General features: G+C 48.1%; 19 protein-coding genes. 14 read left to right on the plus strand and 5 right to left on the minus strand.

All coding sequences use genetic code 11. The features are described from left to right. Positions 1–104 precede the first annotated feature (104 nt). From HMPREF1536_RS15595 to HMPREF1536_RS15630, 8 genes are all read left to right on the plus strand, one after another. A complete protein-coding gene (locus HMPREF1536_RS15595; RefSeq protein ID WP_028726174.1) occupies positions 105–1,688 on the plus strand; it encodes an arylsulfatase in 1,584 nt (527 codons plus the stop codon). Positions 1,689–1,708: 20 nt separating this feature from the next. Beyond that, on the plus strand, positions 1,709–2,929 hold the full coding sequence (locus tag HMPREF1536_RS15600; RefSeq protein WP_087881017.1) for a glycoside hydrolase family protein: 1,221 nt from the start codon (positions 1,709–1,711) through the stop codon (positions 2,927–2,929). An 11-nt stretch (positions 2,930–2,940) separates the two neighbouring features. Continuing rightward, positions 2,941–4,473, plus strand: coding sequence for a sulfatase family protein (locus tag HMPREF1536_RS15605; protein ID WP_028726176.1), 1,533 nt, complete (start codon positions 2,941–2,943; stop codon positions 4,471–4,473). A 316-nt stretch (positions 4,474–4,789) separates the two neighbouring features. Beyond that, entirely contained in the window at positions 4,790–5,173 is a 384-nt protein-coding gene (locus HMPREF1536_RS15610; RefSeq protein ID WP_225607919.1) for a hypothetical protein, read from the plus strand. 377 nt (positions 5,174–5,550) lie between these two features. Continuing rightward, a complete protein-coding gene (locus HMPREF1536_RS15615; RefSeq protein WP_147337514.1) occupies positions 5,551–6,018 on the plus strand; it encodes a hypothetical protein in 468 nt (155 codons plus the stop codon). A gap of 5 nt (positions 6,019–6,023) precedes the next feature. Continuing rightward, complete coding sequence (locus HMPREF1536_RS15620; protein ID WP_028726178.1) at positions 6,024–7,451, plus strand: replicative DNA helicase; 1,428 nt, start codon at positions 6,024–6,026, stop codon at positions 7,449–7,451. Between the two features lie 4 nt (positions 7,452–7,455). Next, positions 7,456–8,931 carry a CHC2 zinc finger domain-containing protein gene (locus HMPREF1536_RS15625; RefSeq protein WP_044191294.1) on the plus strand — a complete coding sequence of 492 codons (1,476 nt, stop codon included), beginning with the start codon at positions 7,456–7,458 and terminating at the stop codon, positions 8,929–8,931. Between the two features lie 154 nt (positions 8,932–9,085). Beyond that, complete coding sequence (locus tag HMPREF1536_RS15630; protein WP_028726179.1) at positions 9,086–9,538, plus strand: HU family DNA-binding protein; 453 nt, start codon at positions 9,086–9,088, stop codon at positions 9,536–9,538. Positions 9,539–9,554: 16 nt separating this feature from the next. On the opposite strand, the gene HMPREF1536_RS15635 is transcribed toward HMPREF1536_RS15630, so the two are convergent. Further along, the gene (locus tag HMPREF1536_RS15635; RefSeq protein WP_044191296.1) at positions 9,555–9,806 is read right to left on the minus strand and encodes a DUF4248 domain-containing protein; all 252 of its coding nucleotides are present in this window, start codon (positions 9,804–9,806) and stop codon (positions 9,555–9,557) included. Positions 9,807–9,906: 100 nt separating this feature from the next. Between HMPREF1536_RS15635 and HMPREF1536_RS15640 the strand changes: the two genes are divergently transcribed. Then, complete coding sequence (locus HMPREF1536_RS15640) at positions 9,907–10,365, plus strand: glucosaminidase domain-containing protein (protein ID WP_028726181.1); 459 nt, start codon at positions 9,907–9,909, stop codon at positions 10,363–10,365. A 136-nt stretch (positions 10,366–10,501) separates the two neighbouring features. Continuing rightward, positions 10,502–10,693, plus strand: coding sequence for a hypothetical protein (locus tag HMPREF1536_RS15645; protein WP_225607918.1), 192 nt, complete (start codon positions 10,502–10,504; stop codon positions 10,691–10,693). A 108-nt stretch (positions 10,694–10,801) separates the two neighbouring features. Here the strand turns inward: HMPREF1536_RS15645 and HMPREF1536_RS15650 are convergent, their stop codons facing one another. From HMPREF1536_RS15650 to HMPREF1536_RS15660, 4 genes are all read right to left on the minus strand, one after another. Beyond that, a complete protein-coding gene (locus HMPREF1536_RS15650) occupies positions 10,802–11,626 on the minus strand; it encodes a hypothetical protein (protein ID WP_028726183.1) in 825 nt (274 codons plus the stop codon). Between the two features lie 625 nt (positions 11,627–12,251). Next, on the minus strand, positions 12,252–12,761 hold the full coding sequence (locus tag HMPREF1536_RS15655; protein WP_028726184.1) for a GNAT family N-acetyltransferase: 510 nt from the start codon (positions 12,759–12,761) through the stop codon (positions 12,252–12,254). Positions 12,762–12,763: 2 nt separating this feature from the next. Beyond that, the gene (locus tag HMPREF1536_RS27910) at positions 12,764–12,922 is read right to left on the minus strand and encodes a hypothetical protein (RefSeq protein WP_167331489.1); all 159 of its coding nucleotides are present in this window, start codon (positions 12,920–12,922) and stop codon (positions 12,764–12,766) included. A gap of 122 nt (positions 12,923–13,044) precedes the next feature. Beyond that, positions 13,045–13,338, minus strand: coding sequence for a nucleotidyltransferase family protein (locus HMPREF1536_RS15660; protein ID WP_028726185.1), 294 nt, complete (start codon positions 13,336–13,338; stop codon positions 13,045–13,047). Positions 13,339–13,502: 164 nt separating this feature from the next. Here HMPREF1536_RS15660 and ileS point away from each other — a divergent pair, with 164 nt between their 5' ends. The 4 genes from ileS (at position 13,503) to HMPREF1536_RS15680 (ending at position 18,867) form a co-directional block, all read left to right on the plus strand. Next, positions 13,503–16,931 carry an isoleucine--tRNA ligase gene (gene ileS, locus HMPREF1536_RS15665; protein ID WP_028726186.1) on the plus strand — a complete coding sequence of 1,143 codons (3,429 nt, stop codon included), beginning with the start codon at positions 13,503–13,505 and terminating at the stop codon, positions 16,929–16,931. A 118-nt stretch (positions 16,932–17,049) separates the two neighbouring features. Further along, the gene (locus HMPREF1536_RS15670) at positions 17,050–17,430 is read left to right on the plus strand and encodes a TraR/DksA family transcriptional regulator (protein WP_028726187.1); all 381 of its coding nucleotides are present in this window, start codon (positions 17,050–17,052) and stop codon (positions 17,428–17,430) included. After that, the gene (locus tag HMPREF1536_RS15675; protein WP_028726188.1) at positions 17,431–18,054 is read left to right on the plus strand and encodes a lipoprotein signal peptidase; all 624 of its coding nucleotides are present in this window, start codon (positions 17,431–17,433) and stop codon (positions 18,052–18,054) included. Then, positions 18,055–18,867: a DUF4296 domain-containing protein gene (locus HMPREF1536_RS15680; RefSeq protein WP_028726189.1), complete on the plus strand. Its 813-nt coding sequence runs from the start codon at positions 18,055–18,057 to the stop codon at positions 18,865–18,867. It begins immediately after the preceding gene.

Consider the following 18,867-nt stretch of genomic DNA (forward strand, 5'->3'; position numbering starts at 1 on the left):
ATAGAATGCACCTTTTTAAGAATAAGTTTATAAGATAAGAACATTGGTTATCTTTACTTATTCTTTAAAAGGTGTTTTTTATATCCTGAAAAACAATAAATAGTATGAAACGTCGTGATTTTATCAAAAGCTCGTTAGTGGCAGGAGTCGGCTTTAACGGGTATTCATTGGCTCAGTCATCTGAAGGTAAAGCGGAGAAAACGGGATGGAAAGAAACGGTTATCAGTCCCGCAAAAGCAACCCGCCAGCCTCATATCGTTTTTATCATGAGCGACCAGCATCGCGGAGACGCGTTGCATTGCATGGGTAACGAAGCGGTGATCTCTCCGAATATCGACCGCTTGGCACACGAGGGAACACTCTTTGTCAGCGGTTATTCTTCAACCCCGAGCAGTACTCCGGCACGTGCCGGCCTACTGACCGGCCTGTCTCCCTGGAACCACGGGATGCTGGGATACGGCCAGGTGGCAACCGAATATAAGTACGAGATGCCGAAGATGTTGCGCGAACTGGGATATTATACGTTCGGTATCGGAAAGATGCACTGGTTTCCACAGAAAACATTGCACGGCTTCCATGCAACATTAGTCGATGAGAGCGGACGCAGTGAAAGTCCTGATTTCATAAGCGATTACCGCGAATGGTTCCAACTAAACGCACCGGGTAAAAATCCCGACCTGACTGGTATCGGTTGGAACGACCATGTCGCCGGTGTGTACCAATTAGATGAAAGACTGCATCCCACGGCCTGGACAGGACAGACAGCTTGTGAACTGATCCGTAATTATGACAACGATCAACCCCTCTTCCTGAAAGTATCGTTTGCCCGTCCTCACAGTCCGTATGATCCGCCGCAGCGTTATCTCGACATGTATAAGAATGCCGATATACCTGCTCCTTCGGTAGGCGACTGGTGCGGTAAATATGCTGAACACAAAGAACCTGACCAGGTGAAGAAAGATGCGGCATTTGCCAACTTGGGCGATGAATATGCCATCAATTCCCGCAGGCACTATTATGCTAATGTCACTTTTATCGACGACCAGATCGGAGAGATTATCAAGGTATTGAAAGAAAGAGGAATGTACGACAATACATTAATCTGCTTTACTGCCGACCACGGTGATATGCTGGGCGACCACTATCATTGGCGTAAAACCTATGCCTATGAAGGATCGACCAAAGTGCCTTATGTCGTGAAATGGCCCTCTTCCCTTTCTAAACAAATAAAGACGGGAACCAAAGTAGAACAACCGGTAGAGTTGCGTGACTTCCTTCCCACCTTCCTGGAGATAGCCGGCGGAGAAGTCCCTGCCGACATGGACGGAAAATCTCTGCTTAAACTGGTTACCGGAAAACAAGATGAATGGCGGAAATACATCGACTTGGAGCATGCAACCTGTTATTCGCCCGATAACTACTGGTGCGCATTGACCGACGGTAAGATCAAATACATCTGGTTCATGCACTCTGGCGAAGAACAATTGTTCGACCTGACAACCGATCCGGGCGAGAAGAAAGATCTGGCAAAAACAGATCGCTACCGGAAACAATTATCGGAAATGCGGAAGGAGATGGTGCAGCACCTCCAGGAAAGAGGAGACAGCTTTGTTAAAAACGGGCAACTCGTCAAACGGGATAAAACATTGCTTTACAGCCCGAATTATCCGAAAGAAGCATCTAAATGATAAGTAAAAGATATATAACAATGTATAAACAATTAATAGGTATTAGTATTATCACCTTGCTTGTCGGTTGCCGGGAAGCAAATGTACCCCATTGCAGTTATGAGGCATCGCCGGTCGACATCGGGATTGTTCAAAAGGGAGAAAGCCTGGTCGGCGAAGGTCCTTCCGCATTTAGTGTTGACGGACATTTCATGTGGGGGGCTTCCGTCCTGAAATCAGAAGAAGACGGGAAATATTATATGGTTTATTCGGCTCCCGAAGCCGGAGAGCATCCGTTCAACAATGCCTGGGTGTATGGCTCCAAGATGGGACTGGCTGTATCCGACCGCCCTGACGGTGGTTTCAGGCAACTGGACTTCTTCTTGAATGCGGACGGTTTTACGCCCGACACCTCTTCCTGGGATGCACAGACCGTTATGAATCCGCATCTTCGCCGCTTCGGCAATAAATACTACCTCTATTATGTAGGAGGTAAAGACGCCGGCGACCTGCCTGTAAAATCGAAGGCCGACACATTAGACCAGCGAAGCCGTATCCAGCAGATGCTCTGTATCGGTGTCCTCGAGTTCGATTCGTTCGACAAATTACTGAAAGGCGAGTTCGTGAAAAGCAAAACCCCGCTGCTCTCCCCCCGGACAAGGGTTAAACCCAACGATATAGTCGACCCGTCTCCCGAAGGAACCCGGCCGAAGCCGGACAACATCATCGTGGTAAACCCCTCGGTGGTCTATCGTCCGTCAGACAGGAAATACCTTCTTTACTTCAAAGGAAATATGTACGATCCGCATTGGCGCGGAGTGCACGGAGTTGCGCTCGGCGACTCGCCGACAGGGCCTTTCATTCCGTTGGATACCGTCGTGTTCGACCTGCCTTCGACCGACGGACAAAAACTTTCAGCTGAAGATCCTTATGTGTGGTATAACCGGAAAGACCGTCTTTTCTATGCCGTATTCAAAGACTTCACCGGACATTTCACGCAGTCTGGTCCCTGCCTGGCCATCATGTATTCGGAGGATGGTATCGACTGGAAGCTACCTGGAAACTCTCTGTTTATGAAAAAAGAGCTGCTACTAGCCTCGGGCGATACGGTGAAGGTCGATCGCCTCGAACGTCCGCAGCTACTTCTGGATGAAAACGACGATCCGCAGGTGTTATATTCCGCCTGTTCCGTTGACGACTTGAACAAGAAATACGACGGAAGCTCGTTTAATGTACAAATCCCTCTGAAGAAAGTGAACTAAAAGAACATAAAATGAAAGCACAAACGATTCTATTCTCATGCTTTGTAGCCGGTATGTCCCTGAACATGGTTGCCCGGGATAAGAAACACCCGAACATCATCTTTATCTTGGCCGATGATTTGGGTTATGGAGACCTCTCTTACCTGAATGAAAACGGCAAGATCAAGACTCCACACCTTGACAGGATGGCCGCTGAAGGAGTTGTCTTCGGTGATGCCCATTCGAGTTCGGCCGTCAGTACACCGACACGTTATGGCGTGCTGACGGGGCGTTACAACTGGCGTTCTATCTTGAAGAATGGTGTATTGCACTGGTATGATACTCCCCTGATCCCTTCCGGTCGCACCACAATGGCCAGTATGCTCCGTAACCAGGGATACAGCACCGCTTGCATCGGGAAATGGCATCTTGGTTTTAATTTCCCCACAAAAGACGGAAAGATGCCGGTAGACAAGCCGGATGAATATAATCTTGATTTCACGAAAGAGATTACCGGAGGGCCTTGCGATGTCGGTTTTGATTATTTCTTCGGGGTCGATGCTCCCAACTATCCTCCGTATTGTTTTATAGAAAATCGGCATACGGACGGGGTGCCCGATACGTATTATCCGGTCAACCAGAATATGGACAGCCGTGCGGGGCGGGGATTGCAAGGTTGGGAGATGAAAGATGTATTACCCACGATAGAAAAGAAGGCGATGGAGTATATTGACCGGTCGGCGGTCGGCGACAAGCCTTTCTTCCTCTATTTTCCGCTCACATCGCCCCATACGCCGATCGTGCCGACCGATGAGTTTGCCGACCGGTCGAAACTGAATGCGTATGCCGACTTCGTTATGCAGTCGGATGCCGTGGTAGGTAGTATTCTGGATGTATTGGAAAGGAATAAAATTGCTGATAATACCGTTGTCGTCTTCACATCCGACAACGGTTGCTCGCCGTGTGCCGATTTCGAACTGCTGGGTCGGAAAGGCCACGACCCCAGCTACATTTTCCGTGGAATGAAATCCGATCTTTTCGAAGGCGGACATCATGTTCCTTGTATTGTCCGCTGGCCGGCACAGTCTGAACCTCGACGAGTGGATCAGACGATTTGCCTGACGGACTTCATGGCGACCTTTGCCACCCTCACTGGCTACCCACTGGCTGACGATGAGGCCGAAGACAGTTACAATATCCTTCCTCTGTTGACCGCCCCCGAAACGGGCCTGGCTGTCCGCGAAGCGATCGTCCACCATTCCATTGACGGCTCTTTCGCCATTCGCCAGGGCCAATGGAAGCTTCTCCTTTCTTCTTATTCCGGAGGTTGGAGCGAGCCGCGCAAACCGCAGGAAGGTACCCTCGAATGCCAGCTCTACGATCTGGAGAAAGACCCCGGAGAGACTTGTAACGTCTACGGTGCCAATCCCGAAATAGCCCGCCGCCTGCACGACCAGCTCATCCGCTACGTGGAAGAGGGAAGAAGCACCCCGGGACTACCTCAAAACAACGACGGTCCTTATCCGTGGAAACAATTATCGTGGATGAAGAAAATGTCTCGTTGAAAAGTAGTTTGCCGTACTTTTTTTAAGTAGGACTATAGTGTCGTTTAAGATAACACTATAGTCCTGTTTCCTTTAGCACTACTGTGTTACCACATTTACCACTATCATGTCATGCGACAAAAACGTTTTTGTCGTATTTGTCACGAAATTGTCAACAAAAAATTTAACAGACTGTATGATTGTCATTTACCTTTACCTGTTTGATGGTTCCGGAAGAAAGCGGCTATACATAAACAGTCGAATGGAAAATATAATAACGCACCTTTGCGGGGGATACTATCGCTCCTTCGCTCGATTTAAACAGCAAGTTAAAAATATGGAAGAAAGTATGACGTTTTTGCAGGATTGCGCCCGGTTCCTGCAAGAGTCGGCCGATGGCGGCGACGATCCGAAGAAGATACGTTTTACTCATCTTTTCTTTGAAACCTACGGAAAACAATTAGCCGGGCCTTGCGGATGTTCCGACCTGATTTTAGATCATCAATTGATAAAAGTAAACCACCGCGAGTTTTTTATCGACCTGATGCATGCCTCGCTCTCGTTAGGGGTAATGGATTGTCATTCAGATCATCTGGCAAGAAATCTTCAGGCCGTTTTCGATGTAGGGTTTGCGCTGTCTACGCTACAGAGAAAGTTGCGTGCAGATACGCGCCTGACGAATAGACTTCACGAAAAGTTGAAGCATTACAAAGATTGGTAACACGCCTTTACCTCAGTTTCTATAATAAATAAGAATATGAATTCCGGCTGCCTTTCTTCCGGATACCTCTTGTTTTACGGCCCTTCCCTGCGATAAAATCATACTCTTTCGCCTTCCCCGGTTCATTACCTTTGCCTCTGTGATCTTTATTTAAAACGGAAAAAGAGAAAACCTCGGAAGGTAATCTTATTTACATATTCTTATTATATTATATAAGGCGTCCCGCCGATCGTCCCATGATTGTCCCGCAGTTCTCTTTTTGCATGGTTTAAATGATTGGAAATAAATCTCTTATTCATAGCTGAGATCGTCCCGCGATTATTCCGCCGATTGTCCCACCTATACGTAGCCTATTGTTCAACTTAAATACGGGTAAAATGAAATGTCAGGAACTACAAAAGAACGGGAGAGGGAGCAGGCGCAACGGCTTTTTGCGTGTCCCTCATTTTTTACTGGATGACCTTTACTCCGACGACCCGGTGCGGCGGAGCAAGGCCGGTGTTTATCTCTGTTTGCTGAGGCATCTCTATTTTGCCGACGGGGTGGTGGTGGTGAACAGGCGGCGGATGACCTGTCGCAAAGGGGAGTGGATAACCACCGTCAGGCAGTTGGAGCAGAAAACAGGCATCCCCCGGACAACCATCGGCCGAGTGCTCAAACGCCTGGAGGAAGAAGGGGATTTTGAAATACGCCATGAAGGACGGTTCACATTCGTACGATCCCTCCGGGTGGAGATGGGGACGGATGCAACGGCGGTTCCGAAGGAAGAAGTTCCCCGCCCCGGAGATGCCGCCTTCGGGGGACGCTCTGTAGAACGGCCGAATTATAAACGATTTAAAGAGTAAGTGTCATGAAAAACGAACAAACGAAAAACACAGTCCCGCCGGCGACTGTCAGTGTGGCTGCCGGGAATTACGCGAACAACGCGGGCCGTATGCCTTCTTCCGAAGAGATGGAGCAGGCTGTTGTATTAGCTATCCTGGCACAGAGTGCCGCCATCTGCGAGGTGGGCGACCGCCTGCGTCCGGAAATGTTTACCAATCCCGATTACTGCCTGGTCTACCGGGCGATGCTGGCACTTTACCAGCATGAGGCGGATATCGACATGCTGAGCGTGGAACGCGAAATGCGCCGGCTCGATCCGGACTATACCGCGAAGCTGAACGGCCTGGCTTTCATTGCCGACGGACTGTTGAAGGTGCGTAATGCCGCATTCATCAAGACCTATGCCGCCTGGGTGATCCGCTGCTGGGTGTTGCGCCAGGCGATCATGCGGATGACCGCCCGTATTGCCGAAGCGCACGAACCGGGGGTGGACGTGACGGCCCTGCTCAATGCCTCGCACAAGGATCTGGAGAAGCTGGAAGAAGAATTTGCCGTGCATAGCACGACCCGTACGGTGGCCGAAGTGGGCGAACGGGTGCTGGCGGAGATTTATCACGAACAGGAACGCCGGCGGGCAGGCGAACAGTTGCAGATCAGCACGGGGCTGGACGAGTTCGACCATTACCTGGGCGGTCTCTATAAAGGGGAATTGCTTGTGCTGGCCGGCCGTCCTTCGATGGGAAAGACGGCGCTGGCGCTTCACATGGCGCTCTCGGCCGCCCGGCAGGGGAAGAAGGTCTGCCTGTTCAGCCTGGAGATGACCGAACGCCAGCTGATCAGCCGCCTGCTCTGTACCCTGAGCGGTGTGGAGCCCGACAAGCTGCGTTTCAAGCTGCTGGATGAGGGCGACCGCCGACGGCTGGACAAGGCGGCCGACGAGCTTCACCGCTTGCCGCTCTTCCTCAATTATTGCAGCGGTAGCGGGCTGACGGAGATACGGGCACGTTGCATGATCCTGAACCGCAAGCATAAACTGGATCTGGTCATTATCGATTACCTGAACCTGATCAATGTCAGTTCCGACCGTGCCGAAGTGAAGGACACGATGGATCTGGCGCTGGGCGAGGCGGCCGGAAAACTCAAGACGCTGGCTATGGAGCTGGATGTCTCTTGCCTGACGTTGGCCCAGTTGAACCGCAACTGCGAGACGCGTACCGACCATATCCCGGTGATGAGCGACCTGCGCAACTCCGGCGAGATCGAACAGATTGCCGACAGTATCGCGATGGTGTACCGCCCGGAACAGTACAACGAACTTTACGACAACGTGACCCACGAGTCCTACCATCGCGTAGGCCGTCTTTTCATCATCAAAAACCGTAACGGCGGTACGGGCGAGGTTCGTTTCCGCTACAACGACAGCCTGACACAGATCTATCCGTACAAAAAGTAAAATCATGGATATAAAACGATTGAAAGCGGCCAACCCGATAGAGAAGGTGGCTGCGCGTTATGGGACGTTACATCGTTCCGGGGTGAATTATAAGATGCTTTGTCCGTTCCACGACGACCATCATCCTTCGCTGGGCATTCATGTAGGCGGCCAGTATTTCAAATGCCATGCCTGCGGGGCGGGGGGCGATGTGATCGGGCTGGTGATGGGGTTCGAGCATTGTCTGTTTGCGGAGGCGGTGAAGATTCTGGTACCGCAGGAGGCTGTCGGTAAGCCGCCGACACACCCCCTTTCCCCTTCCGAGAAGGGAAAGGTTACTCCGGTTGATGATCGGAAACGGTCTGTTATCATCAAAGAAAATAACGATTTCCTGCGCTTGTTGCTTCCCGTTGCATCCGGACACTGCGAACTGTCTCCCACCTGGCTCGACTTCGGGGTGGGACTTGCCCCGGCCTTCGTTCCGGAGCCGTTCAGGGCGATGCGCGGACGGATCATCTTCCCGGTGTACGATGCCGACGGAATACTTACCGGGTTTGGTGCGCGGCGGGTGGATAGCAGTGTGGAGGCCGGGGAGCTCGCCGACACTCCCAAGTATCTGAATTCGGCGAATAACGGGTTGTTCGACAAGAGCCGGATGTTGTACGGTATCCACCGGGCGGCAGCGGCGATCCGGCTGGAAGGTTTTGCTTACCTGACCGAAGGGTATAAGGATGTGCTGGCCATGCATGCCGCCGGTTTTACCAATACGGTAGCCTTGGGAGGGACGGCTTTTACACCGGGGCAGGCGGTGCTGTTGCGTGGTTTCTGTAGCCGGGCGGTACTTTTGCTCGATAACGACCCGGCAGGACAGGCGGCAACGGTTCGTCTGCTGGAAGAACCGCCCGGAGGATTGCGATTGGGCAGCCTGCGGTTGCCTACGGCGAAAGACCCCGACGAGTTGTTCCGCAGGCTGGGATGTGCCGGCTTTTACCGGTATATGCAATTATTGACAGAGCGGGTGGGGATCGGCGAGAAGCGCCTGTTGGCTTTCTGCCTGAAACATCCTGAGACGGCCCGGCATGTGGAACGTATGCTTGCGGAGGATGACCTGCCGTTCACGTCGGAGGTCTACCGCAATCTGCTGCATTTTACGGCTATGGGTTTGTCGTCTTCTATGATACCGTCTACAGAGCGGCTGTTGACCGGTATACTCTCCGCCGTCTTACCGGATTTACCCTTGCCGGCAGGCGTTCCGCCCTCTTTGCTGAGCGAAACGGAGGAGGCCGTTTGCCACGACCTGGTCGAGTATTTCCGCCTGGAATATTACGAAGAACGTATCCTGGCTGAAACATCCCGGCTGACGGGGCTGCTGAAGGAAACGCACGGATCGCATACGGAACTGTTGGAACGCCTTTCCCGCCACCTCTCCGTACAGGCCGGTTTAACGGCTTCCTTGTCGCGTACGCCGGTGCTCGACGAACGCTGGCTGTTATGTAAATAGCCTTATTTACCCGGCAAATACCGACAAATACTGACAGGGAAGTACAACCGCCGACAATGGCGGACAGAGGCTTTCCGGGTTGCCGTACCTTTACAGTGTAATATTACAAGAGAGAGTAAGAAACGGAGTCAGTAACTTTTTAATTGATAAGATTATGTCGGTAAAGTATCGATTGGTATTAAGGCGTGATATGAGCAAAGACGCTGCGGCTGATGCGAAGTTGTTTTATGCGGCGAGCAGTTCGAACGGGATGTGCGATTTGACAATGCTTTGTGACATTATCGCCGACCGTTCGGCGGCAACCGCAGGGGATGTGAAGCTGGTGCTGGATGGTCTTTTGTTTGTGGTGAAACAGAAATTGCAGGATGGGCAGACCATCCAACTGGGTGACCTGGGATATTTCCAGGCGGTATTGGGAAGTAAGGGGTCGAGTACCAAGAAGGAGTTTACTCCCGATATGGTAAGGCGGCCGAGGATCACGTTCCGTCCGGGGAAAGCGTTGCTGGAGCTGGCCAAGAAGCTGAAGGTCGAGCGTATGATGCTCGATAAGGAGGACAGTGGTTCGTCCGGTGGTGGTGGCGAAGACGACCGTCCGGTAATCGAGTAGCGGCGGAGGCCGCCTGTCAGCATCCGGGAGGGCCCAGATGGCGGAAGATACAGGCGGCTTGTTTCGGGGTCAGTAACTTACGGCCGGGTTTCCATCCGTTGGCAGTCAGCTGGGACATCAGTTCCCGGCTGACGCTGATCCAGCGGCCGAGTTGACGGGTGGCACTCTCCGGTTTGATATGAGGAAAATAGAGAATGGCTAGTTCCTGGTATCCCCATGAACGTTCTATTCCGTAGTCGGATCCGACGGTTTGTTCTTCTGTTTTCATACGATGTCTTTTTGATGTTTACTATACCCAAATATAGTGAAATATCGGATGAAAGTCAAGTGTTTGGTGATATTTGTGCTATATAAAATCATACTATCTTATGACAAAATATGAATTTGTAAAACGTTTTCTTCCTGAAGCCGAAGCGGCGGAGAAACGGTTCCGTATCAATCCGGTAATCATGCTTGCACAGGCGGCTATCGAGTCGGGTTGGGGGGAGAGTGACCTGGCGAAACAGCATCGCAATTTGTTCGGTATCACCGGATATGGGCCGTCCAACGAATTCTGGCACGGTTACCAGGTAATACTGTCGGAGGGTGGGTTGCCGTTCCGTAAGTATGCCGATACGCAGAGTAGCTTTTTCGATTATGCCCGGCTCATTGCTACGGCTTATCCGGTGGCTGCCGCGGCTAGTTATTATCCCGCTGCTTTTGCCCGTGAAATTGCGTACAGCAAATATATCAGTGAGGTGAACGGCGATAACCGGGCCGTTTACTGCCGCTTGCTCGACAACCTTTCGTCGGCGATCGGTAAATTGATCAAGACACCGGTGTGTTGAATATCTTTTGTTTTATCCCTAAAAAAATCAATAGCGTATGAATGCTCTTCGTATTGTTTGTAAATTCCTGTTGTCATTGGTGCACACTCTTTTCCCGCAAGGGCTGAAAGGGAGGCACTGCCAGCCAGGCGATCCCGTGGTTGGGGCTGACAGCACTGTTGTCGATCCTCTTGTCGCAGACGGAGGTAGCCCTGGCGGCCATCGGGGCGATCCTGTCGATCATCCGTCCGGAAGCCGCGAACCGGAAAAACAACCGCCCCCATTAACCCCCGGCAACCTGCTGGGATGGCTGCTGATCGGCGCGGCGACGGTGAAGTTGTTTTGTTGAATCAAGAGAACTTCATGCATATTCAACTATTGTAAAAAAAGCCATCCGACTCTCACAAGCCGGATGGCTTATAACTGTATTGCAGTTTCAGAAAAAAAATATTAGCTATTACCTCTTAATCATATCTTGATATAGTTCGCAATGACCATTAGAGTCAAAGATCCCTTTTCGTATTAATTCTTTTTCCAATCTATCTAAGGATATGCTTCCGAAGTTTTTTTGCAGCGTCAGTGTTGCGATACCCTTGGTCGAGATATATTTCAGTAAATCTTCTAATGTGTATATATCCACTGATTTGAAAATAGTTAAGGTTCTTGTCTCCAGATCCAAGCATTGGGTTAATGGTTTTGATAACAATTTCTTTTGTCTGTCATAAGGTATTTTAGAAGCGGTTTTCTTTTTGGCCGGATGTCTGATCTCTTCCATTACTAACTGATTTCTCAATAATTGTAACTTTGAATTCAATTCATTGATTTCTCTGTCCTTTTGAATCCTATTGTTGAGGTATTCTCTTACAAATCCGGATTGGATACTTATATCCATAATTGCTGCCTGGAATATATCTTTTACTTCTTGTGGAGTAAAGCCTAAATGTGTCGCAACCTCTTCGACGCTTAACTTTGTGGCTAATGCATGGAATACTATTTTCTTAAGATCGGAGTTAAGTAGGTTTCTCATTTCCGAAACGATCAATATATATTCGGGCGACAAGCTTTTAAATGCTTCAATAATGAAGTCACATTCTTTATCTTTATCCTCTTGTGTAGGTCGTTCTTCCTCTTCCGGCAGGTTTACCGGTGGGGATACGATACAGGCTTCTTCCCAGATTTCAGCTTTAGGATCGGGGAGTACATTCCCTAAAAGGGTTGGCTTCTGATCGTTTGGGAGGAGAAGTTTTACATAATCGCGTATTTTAGTCAACAGGTTAATCATAGAATAAATCGTTTTATCTGATACATATTATTTGCTATATAATAGATACTATCCTATTCTCCCGAACCGGACAGTTGTAGAGTCCCCTCTTCACTATACCTTTTACTGAATTGTATGATTGTTTAATATATTATCTAGTGTATGGGCTGTAAAAAGTATAGCTTGAAAAAGGCATAAAAAACGTGGCGCTATTGCTACATCTCAGCTACATAGGGTATCCCTCCCCGACAGACTGATAGTAAGCAACAGCCCACGCTATATCATATATAATTAAATATACAAATAACATGGGCATTTTGTTGCTACTATCTCAATTCTGTCTAAAAACGGGATAATTTATGTAGACTGAGATAATATTTTAAAATGCCTTATTCTAAATATTTCTACAGAACAGAACCTAACGCTATAGCTTCTGCACTTTCTGTAATACTGCAAAGATAGTAGATACGATTAAATAAACAACTGTTTATAACGAAAAAATGCCTCGTTGACTTAGAAATCATGAGTTATGTGCTGTTCTTATGAATGCTATGATTACTCGATTTGTACGATAAGGAATAAAATGTCCCGCCAACTTTTGATAGGTGTGGACGGGACAGGTGTAAGGAAATATGGGTCAAAGGGATTAAACCAACTCTTTCAAATCGTAATACATTGGAAGTGTATCGTCTTCTGTATTATTAACCAGTCGCTTAAATCCGTTTTTCTCATAAAAAGGAACTGCAGTTATATATGCGTCTACTGTCAGAAACCTATTTGCCGAAATAGATTGATTATTAATCAGCATTTGTTTGATGGCCGAGATCAATTCTGTGCCCCAACCTTCTTTTTTATGACTTTGTGACACTGCAAACCGTCCTATCTTAACAGCAGGATAGCTTCCTAGATGCTTTCTATGGGGAAATACTCCTCTGAGTTTACGCCATAAGTTCTTAGAAATAGTTGTTTGAGATATTTTGTCGTTAAGAAGGCTGAAATAGGCAATCGTTTCGCTTTCTTCTTCCAAAACAAATGTATTGGCAATCATTTGTTCTTTATAATAGGACGCATCATCAAAAAGAAAACCGTTTAAATCAACGTCGCCGCAATCAAACGGTTTTATCTTTTCTAATTCTTCCAACTTTGCTAATTTCATATTCACATCATAAAGGTTGCTATTTTCTTCATATTCTCGTAAGCTTCCTTTATACGTCTTTTTTCATCGTCAGAAGCAGGTTTCACATCCTTAATGGATTGATTAAAACGCTTTGCATCTTCTCCAAATAAGATCGGAGTCTCTTTAATCGGTTTGGCCATCGTAATAATTATTTATAGTTTATAAATCCAATGCAAAGATAAATATTATTCCTGATCTTTCTCTTAATTTAGTCTGGAAAAGATCAATTATACACGAATGAATTAATACTATCCTGTTTTTGTCAAACATACAAAGCTTCCTTTTCGATATTTCGTTTCAGATACTCATCCATACGATCACGCAATCTTACCAGATCGACCTTGGATCCTAGCAAAGCTTCAAGTTCAAATTTGATACGGGCTAATGTGAGAAGATTGGGAGCAGGGGCTTCAAAACAAATATCCACATCGCTATTTTCTGTTTGCTCGCCACGGGCAACACTGCCGAAAATCCCCATGCGGACAATACCATATTTACCGGCATGGGAATCCATATATTGCCGTAATAGTGTCAAGTATTCATTTGTCGATTTCATAGCAGTTACCTTATTATGCGGTCAAAGATAGTTATATTTTTTTGAAAAGGAGATTACTTAGCTTTGTAAAATCCAATCAGGTTCTGCGAATTTCTTTATTGCCTAATTAGAATTAAATCACTAACTTTGCGGCATTTTTAGAAGAAAGATAAATATAACGCGAAATGAGTAAGAAATTTGCCGAATATTCTAAGTTTGACTTATCGAATGTCAATAAAGAGGTGCTGAAGAAGTGGCAGGATGGCGACATCTTCCACAAGAGTCTTGAAATCCGCGAAGGATACCCCTCATTTGTATTTTACGAAGGACCGCCTTCTGCAAATGGTATGCCGGGTATTCACCACGTTATTGCCCGTTCGATTAAGGACATTTTCTGCCGTTACAAGACCATGAAAGGATTCCTGGTCAACCGTAAGGCGGGATGGGATACGCACGGCCTGCCGGTTGAGTTGGGTGTGGAGAAATCCATGGGTATAACCAAGGAAGATATCGGCAAGAAGATTTCTGTCGCTGACTATAATGCAGCTTGCCGACGCGATGTGATGAAGTTTACCAAAGAATGGGAAGACCTCACCGACAAAATGGGTTATTGGGTAGATATGGAAAATCCGTATATCACCTACGATAACCGTTACATCGAAACGCTGTGGTACCTGCTGAAAGAATTATATAAGAAAGGTTTGCTGTACAAGGGATATACGATCCAACCGTATTCGCCGGCAGCCGGAACAGGGTTGAGCTCACACGAGTTGAACCAGCCGGGTTGCTACCGCGACGTGAAGGATACGACCTGTACGGCTCAATTCCATATCCTCGATCCGAAGCCCGAAATGGCACAGTTCGGTGATGCATTCTTCCTGGCCTGGACGACTACTCCGTGGACATTGCCTTCCAATACGGCTCTTTGTATGGGGCCGAACATCACGTATGTGGCTGTTCAGACCTACAACCCGTACACCGGTATGCCAATGACGGTCGTACTGGCGAAGGATTTGATGGGGGCACATTTCAACCCGAAAGCTGCCGATCTGGAGTTATCTGATTACAAGATAGGTGATAAGCTGATCCCGTTTAAGGTTGTCGGCGAGTGGAAAGGTTCGGAACTGGCAGGTATGCATTACGAACAGCTGATCCCGTGGGTAAACCCGGGCGAAGGTGCTTTCCGGGTAATCAATGGTGACTTTGTGACTACTGAAGACGGTACGGGTATCGTACATATCGCCCCGACTTTCGGTGCGGATGACGACCGTGTGGCTAAGGTTGCCGGTGTCCCGCCGTTGATGATGATCGACAAGGATGGCAACAGACGTCCGATGGTGGATATGACCGGTAAGTTCTATCTGCTGGAAGATCTGGATCCGGAGTATGTACAGGCTCATATGAACGCTGCCGATTACGATCCGTGGCAGGGTAAGTTCGTAAAGAATGCGTACGATCCGGAAAAGACCGACAAAGACGAAACATTGGATATCGAGATATGTATGATGCTGAAGGTGCAGAACCGCGTGTTCCGTATCGAAAAGCATGTACACAACTACCCGCACTGCTGGCGTACCGACAAACCGGTATTATATTATCCGCTGGATAGCTGGTTTATCCGTACTACTGCTTGCCGCGACCGTATGATCGAACTGAACAATACGATCAACTGGAAGCCGCAGAGTACCGGTACGGGCCGTTTCGGTAAATGGTTGGAAAACCTGCAGGACTGGAACCTGAGCCGTAGCCGTTATTGGGGTACCCCGTTACCTATCTGGCGTACGGAAGACGGAACGGAAGAAATATGTATCGGTTCGGTGGAAGAACTGTACAACGAAATAGAGAAAGCTGTTAAGGCCGGATTTATGGAAAGCAATCCTTATAAGGTGAATGGCTTCAATCCGGGCGAATACAATAAGGATAATTACGAGAAGATCGACCTGCACCGTCCGTATGTGGATGAGGTGATCCTTGTTTCTGAAAGCGGTAAGCCGATGAAACGTGAGACAGACCTGATCGACGTTTGGTTCGACTCGGGTGCGATGCCGTATGCTCAGATCCATTATCCGTTCGAGAATAAGGAAATACTGGATAACCGTACGGTTTATCCGGCCGACTTTATCGCCGAAGGGGTAGACCAGACTCGCGGATGGTTCTTTACCCTGCATGCGCTGGCAACGATGGTGTTCGACAGCGTGGCTTACAAAGCGGTTGTTTCCAACGGTCTGGTGCTGGATAAGAACGGTAACAAGATGTCCAAACGTCTGGGAAATGCCGTCGATCCGTTCTCAACGATCGAACAGTATGGTTCCGACCCGTTGCGTTGGTATATGATTACGAATGCATCACCCTGGGATAATATCAAATTCGATATCGAAGGTATGGACGAAGTACGCCGCAAGTTCTTCGGTACATTATATAATACCTATTCTTTCTTTGCCCTGTATGCAAATGTAGACGGCTTCGATTACTCGCAGCCGGATGTGGCATTGAACGAACGTCCGGAAATCGACCGCTGGATCTTGTCGTTGCTGAATACACTGGTGAAGGATGTGGACGGATATTATGAGACATACGAGCCGACACGCGCCGGACGTGCTATCTCCGAATTTGTAAACGATAACCTGAGTAACTGGTATGTACGCCTGAACCGCCGCCGTTTCTGGGGTGGGGGCATGACGACCGATAAGTTGTCTGCTTATCAGACTTTATATACTTGTCTGGAAACTGTAGCCAAATTGATGTCGCCGATCGCTCCGTTCTACGGGGATCAGCTGTTCTGCGACCTGATTGCCGTTACCGGACGCGAAACGGTAGAGTCCGTACACTTGTCGGACTTCCCGAAATATGATGAAGCATTGATCGACAAAGACCTGGAAGAACGTATGAAGATGGCACAGGATGTCTCTTCTATGGTATTGGCTCTGCGTCGTAAAGTAAATATCAAGGTGCGTCAGCCGCTGCAAACGATCATGGTGCCGGTTGTGGATGCCCACCAGCAGGAAAGCATCGAGGCGGTGAAGAACCTGATCCTGAACGAAGTGAATGTGAAGGATCTGAAGTTTGTCGATAACGCTGCCGGTATTCTGGTGAAACGTATCAAGCCGGACTTCAAGAAGTTAGGCCCGCGTTACGGTAAGATCATGAAGAGCCTGGCTGCCGCTATCCAGGGCATGAACCAGGAAGATATCATGGCTTTTGAAGCTGCCGGTACATTCACGCTGAATGTGGAAGGACAGGAAGCGACTATCGAACGGGCGGATGTGGAAATCATTTCGGAAGATATCCCGGGATGGCTGGTTGCCAACGAAGGCCGCCTGACTGTCGCATTGGATATCACGGTAACAGAAGAATTGCGTAAGGAAGGATTGGCCCGCGAACTGGTGAACCGTATCCAGAACCTGCGTAAGAGCAATGGGTTTGATATAACCGATAAGATCACTGTTACGGTTCTTTCTTCCGACGAAATGGATGAAGCGATTAAAGAATATAATGAATATATTGCAAACCAGGTGCTGGCTGTATCTGTTGAAATAACAGATCATGCGATAAGCGATGCAACCGTGCTTGATTTTGAAGACTTCAATCTGTCGGTTCGTATCGAGAAAGAATGATTTTTTATTAAAAAAGAAAAGCGTCCCTTGCCGCATATAAATATTGTCGTATATTTGGACTGCGACTTTGGATCGCCTGATGTTATATTATGAATGTTGAACCTAAAATTATTGAACCATGGCAGAAAAGACAAGATATTCGGATGCAGAACTCGAGGAGTTCCGCGCCATAATTTTAGAGAAGTTGGATAAGGCGAAGAAGGATTATGACTTGCTGCGGTCAGGTGTGACCAACTCTGATGGGAATGATGTGGCTGATACGTCTCCGACTTTTAAAGTGTTGGAAGAGGGCGCTGCTACTTTATCGAAGGAAGAGGCCGGACGTCTGGCACAACGCCAGATGAAGTTCATCCAGAACTTGCAGGCGGCTCTGATCCGTATCGAAAACAAAACTTACGGCGTTTGCCGTGAAACAGGCAAGCTGATCCCGAAAGAAAGATTACGTGCCGTACCTCATGCAACTTTGAGTATCGAAGCAAAACAAGGAGGCAAAAGATAAATGAAATTTTCCAAAGGCTGGGGAGCAGTGTTGATTGTAATGCTGCTCCTTCTTCTTGACCAGGCTCTCAAAATTTGGATCAAGACACATATGCAGTTGCACGAAAGTATAGAGATCACTCCGTGGTTCTATCTGTATTTTACTGAAAATCCGGGAATGGCTTTCGGGATCGAGGTGATTGGCAAACTGTTCTTATCTGTATTCCGTATCGTTGCGGTTGGCTTTATCGGGTACTACCTGTATAAGCTCGTGAAGGAGAAGTACAAATTTGGCTTTATAGCGTGTGTCGCGTTGATTTTTGCAGGAGCTATCGGTAATATAATAGATTCAATATTTTACGGGGTCGTATTCGACCATAGCTATGGCCAGCTGGCTACTTTTATGCCTGCCGATGGCGGGTATGCTACCTGGCTGCATGGTAAGGTGGTGGATATGTTCTACTTCCCGTTAATCCAGACGGAGTTTCCCGATTGGTTCCCGATCTGGGGAGGAGAGGAGTTTGTCTTCTTCCGTCCAATCTTCAACCTGGCAGATTCTGCGATCTGTGTAGGTGTTTTTCTGTTGCTGATTTTTTACCGGCATACCTTGTCGGACAGTCTCTCGAAAGAAAAGGAAAAGAAATAAATGCGGAATAGTTTGCGCAGATATGGCGTCGTTTTGTTTGGTGCTGCTTTGCTGTTTTCATGCAGTAAGGTTCCTGACGGTATTCTCTCCGAAAAGGAGATGAAGGCTGTATTGATCGATATGCAGTTGGCAGAGGCGGTGATCAATACGGATTATAAGGCGTACAGTGATGATGCACAGAAGGAGGCGCTTTATCAGGCAGTGTTCCGTAAGCATAAAATAGAACAGGCTGTTTATGATAGTTCCCTGGTTTGGTATGGACGTAACCTGGATATCTATATGCAGGTGTACGATCTGGTACTGGCGGAACTGAATGAACGCCAAAAAGCGTTGGGCGATGTGCAGGCTAGCGCCGCCCCTGTTTCCAAGCAGGACTCGGTAGATATCTGGCCGCGCCTGACTTATCTCACCTTTGAGCCGAAAGCTCTGTTTAACGGAGTAACGATCGATATCAAGCCGGAGACGAATTATCCATCCGGTAGCTCCTTTGTCCTGGGATTGCGTGTCTGGGGATTGAATGACGGTATGAAGAACCGTCCGGAAATCCGTCTGAGTGCTAATCAGGGCGATACGGTCATTACCGTTAATGATAAAATATTGAAAGACGGCTATCACGAAACGACTTTACGTACGTTGCCGACCAAACAGGTTAAGAGTATCTATGGTTTTATCCGTCTGGATGGAAAAGATGACTCGACTTCTTATTTCAAGGTATATGTGGATAGCCTGAACCTGATGCGTTACAACTACGGACGCCTTCCGGGTATCGCTAAGGATTCTGTCAATATAGCGGGCAAAGATTCAGTAAAATAA

The organism is Parabacteroides gordonii MS-1 = DSM 23371, assembly GCF_000969825.1.
Lineage (GTDB): Bacteria > Bacteroidota > Bacteroidia > Bacteroidales > Tannerellaceae > Parabacteroides > Parabacteroides gordonii.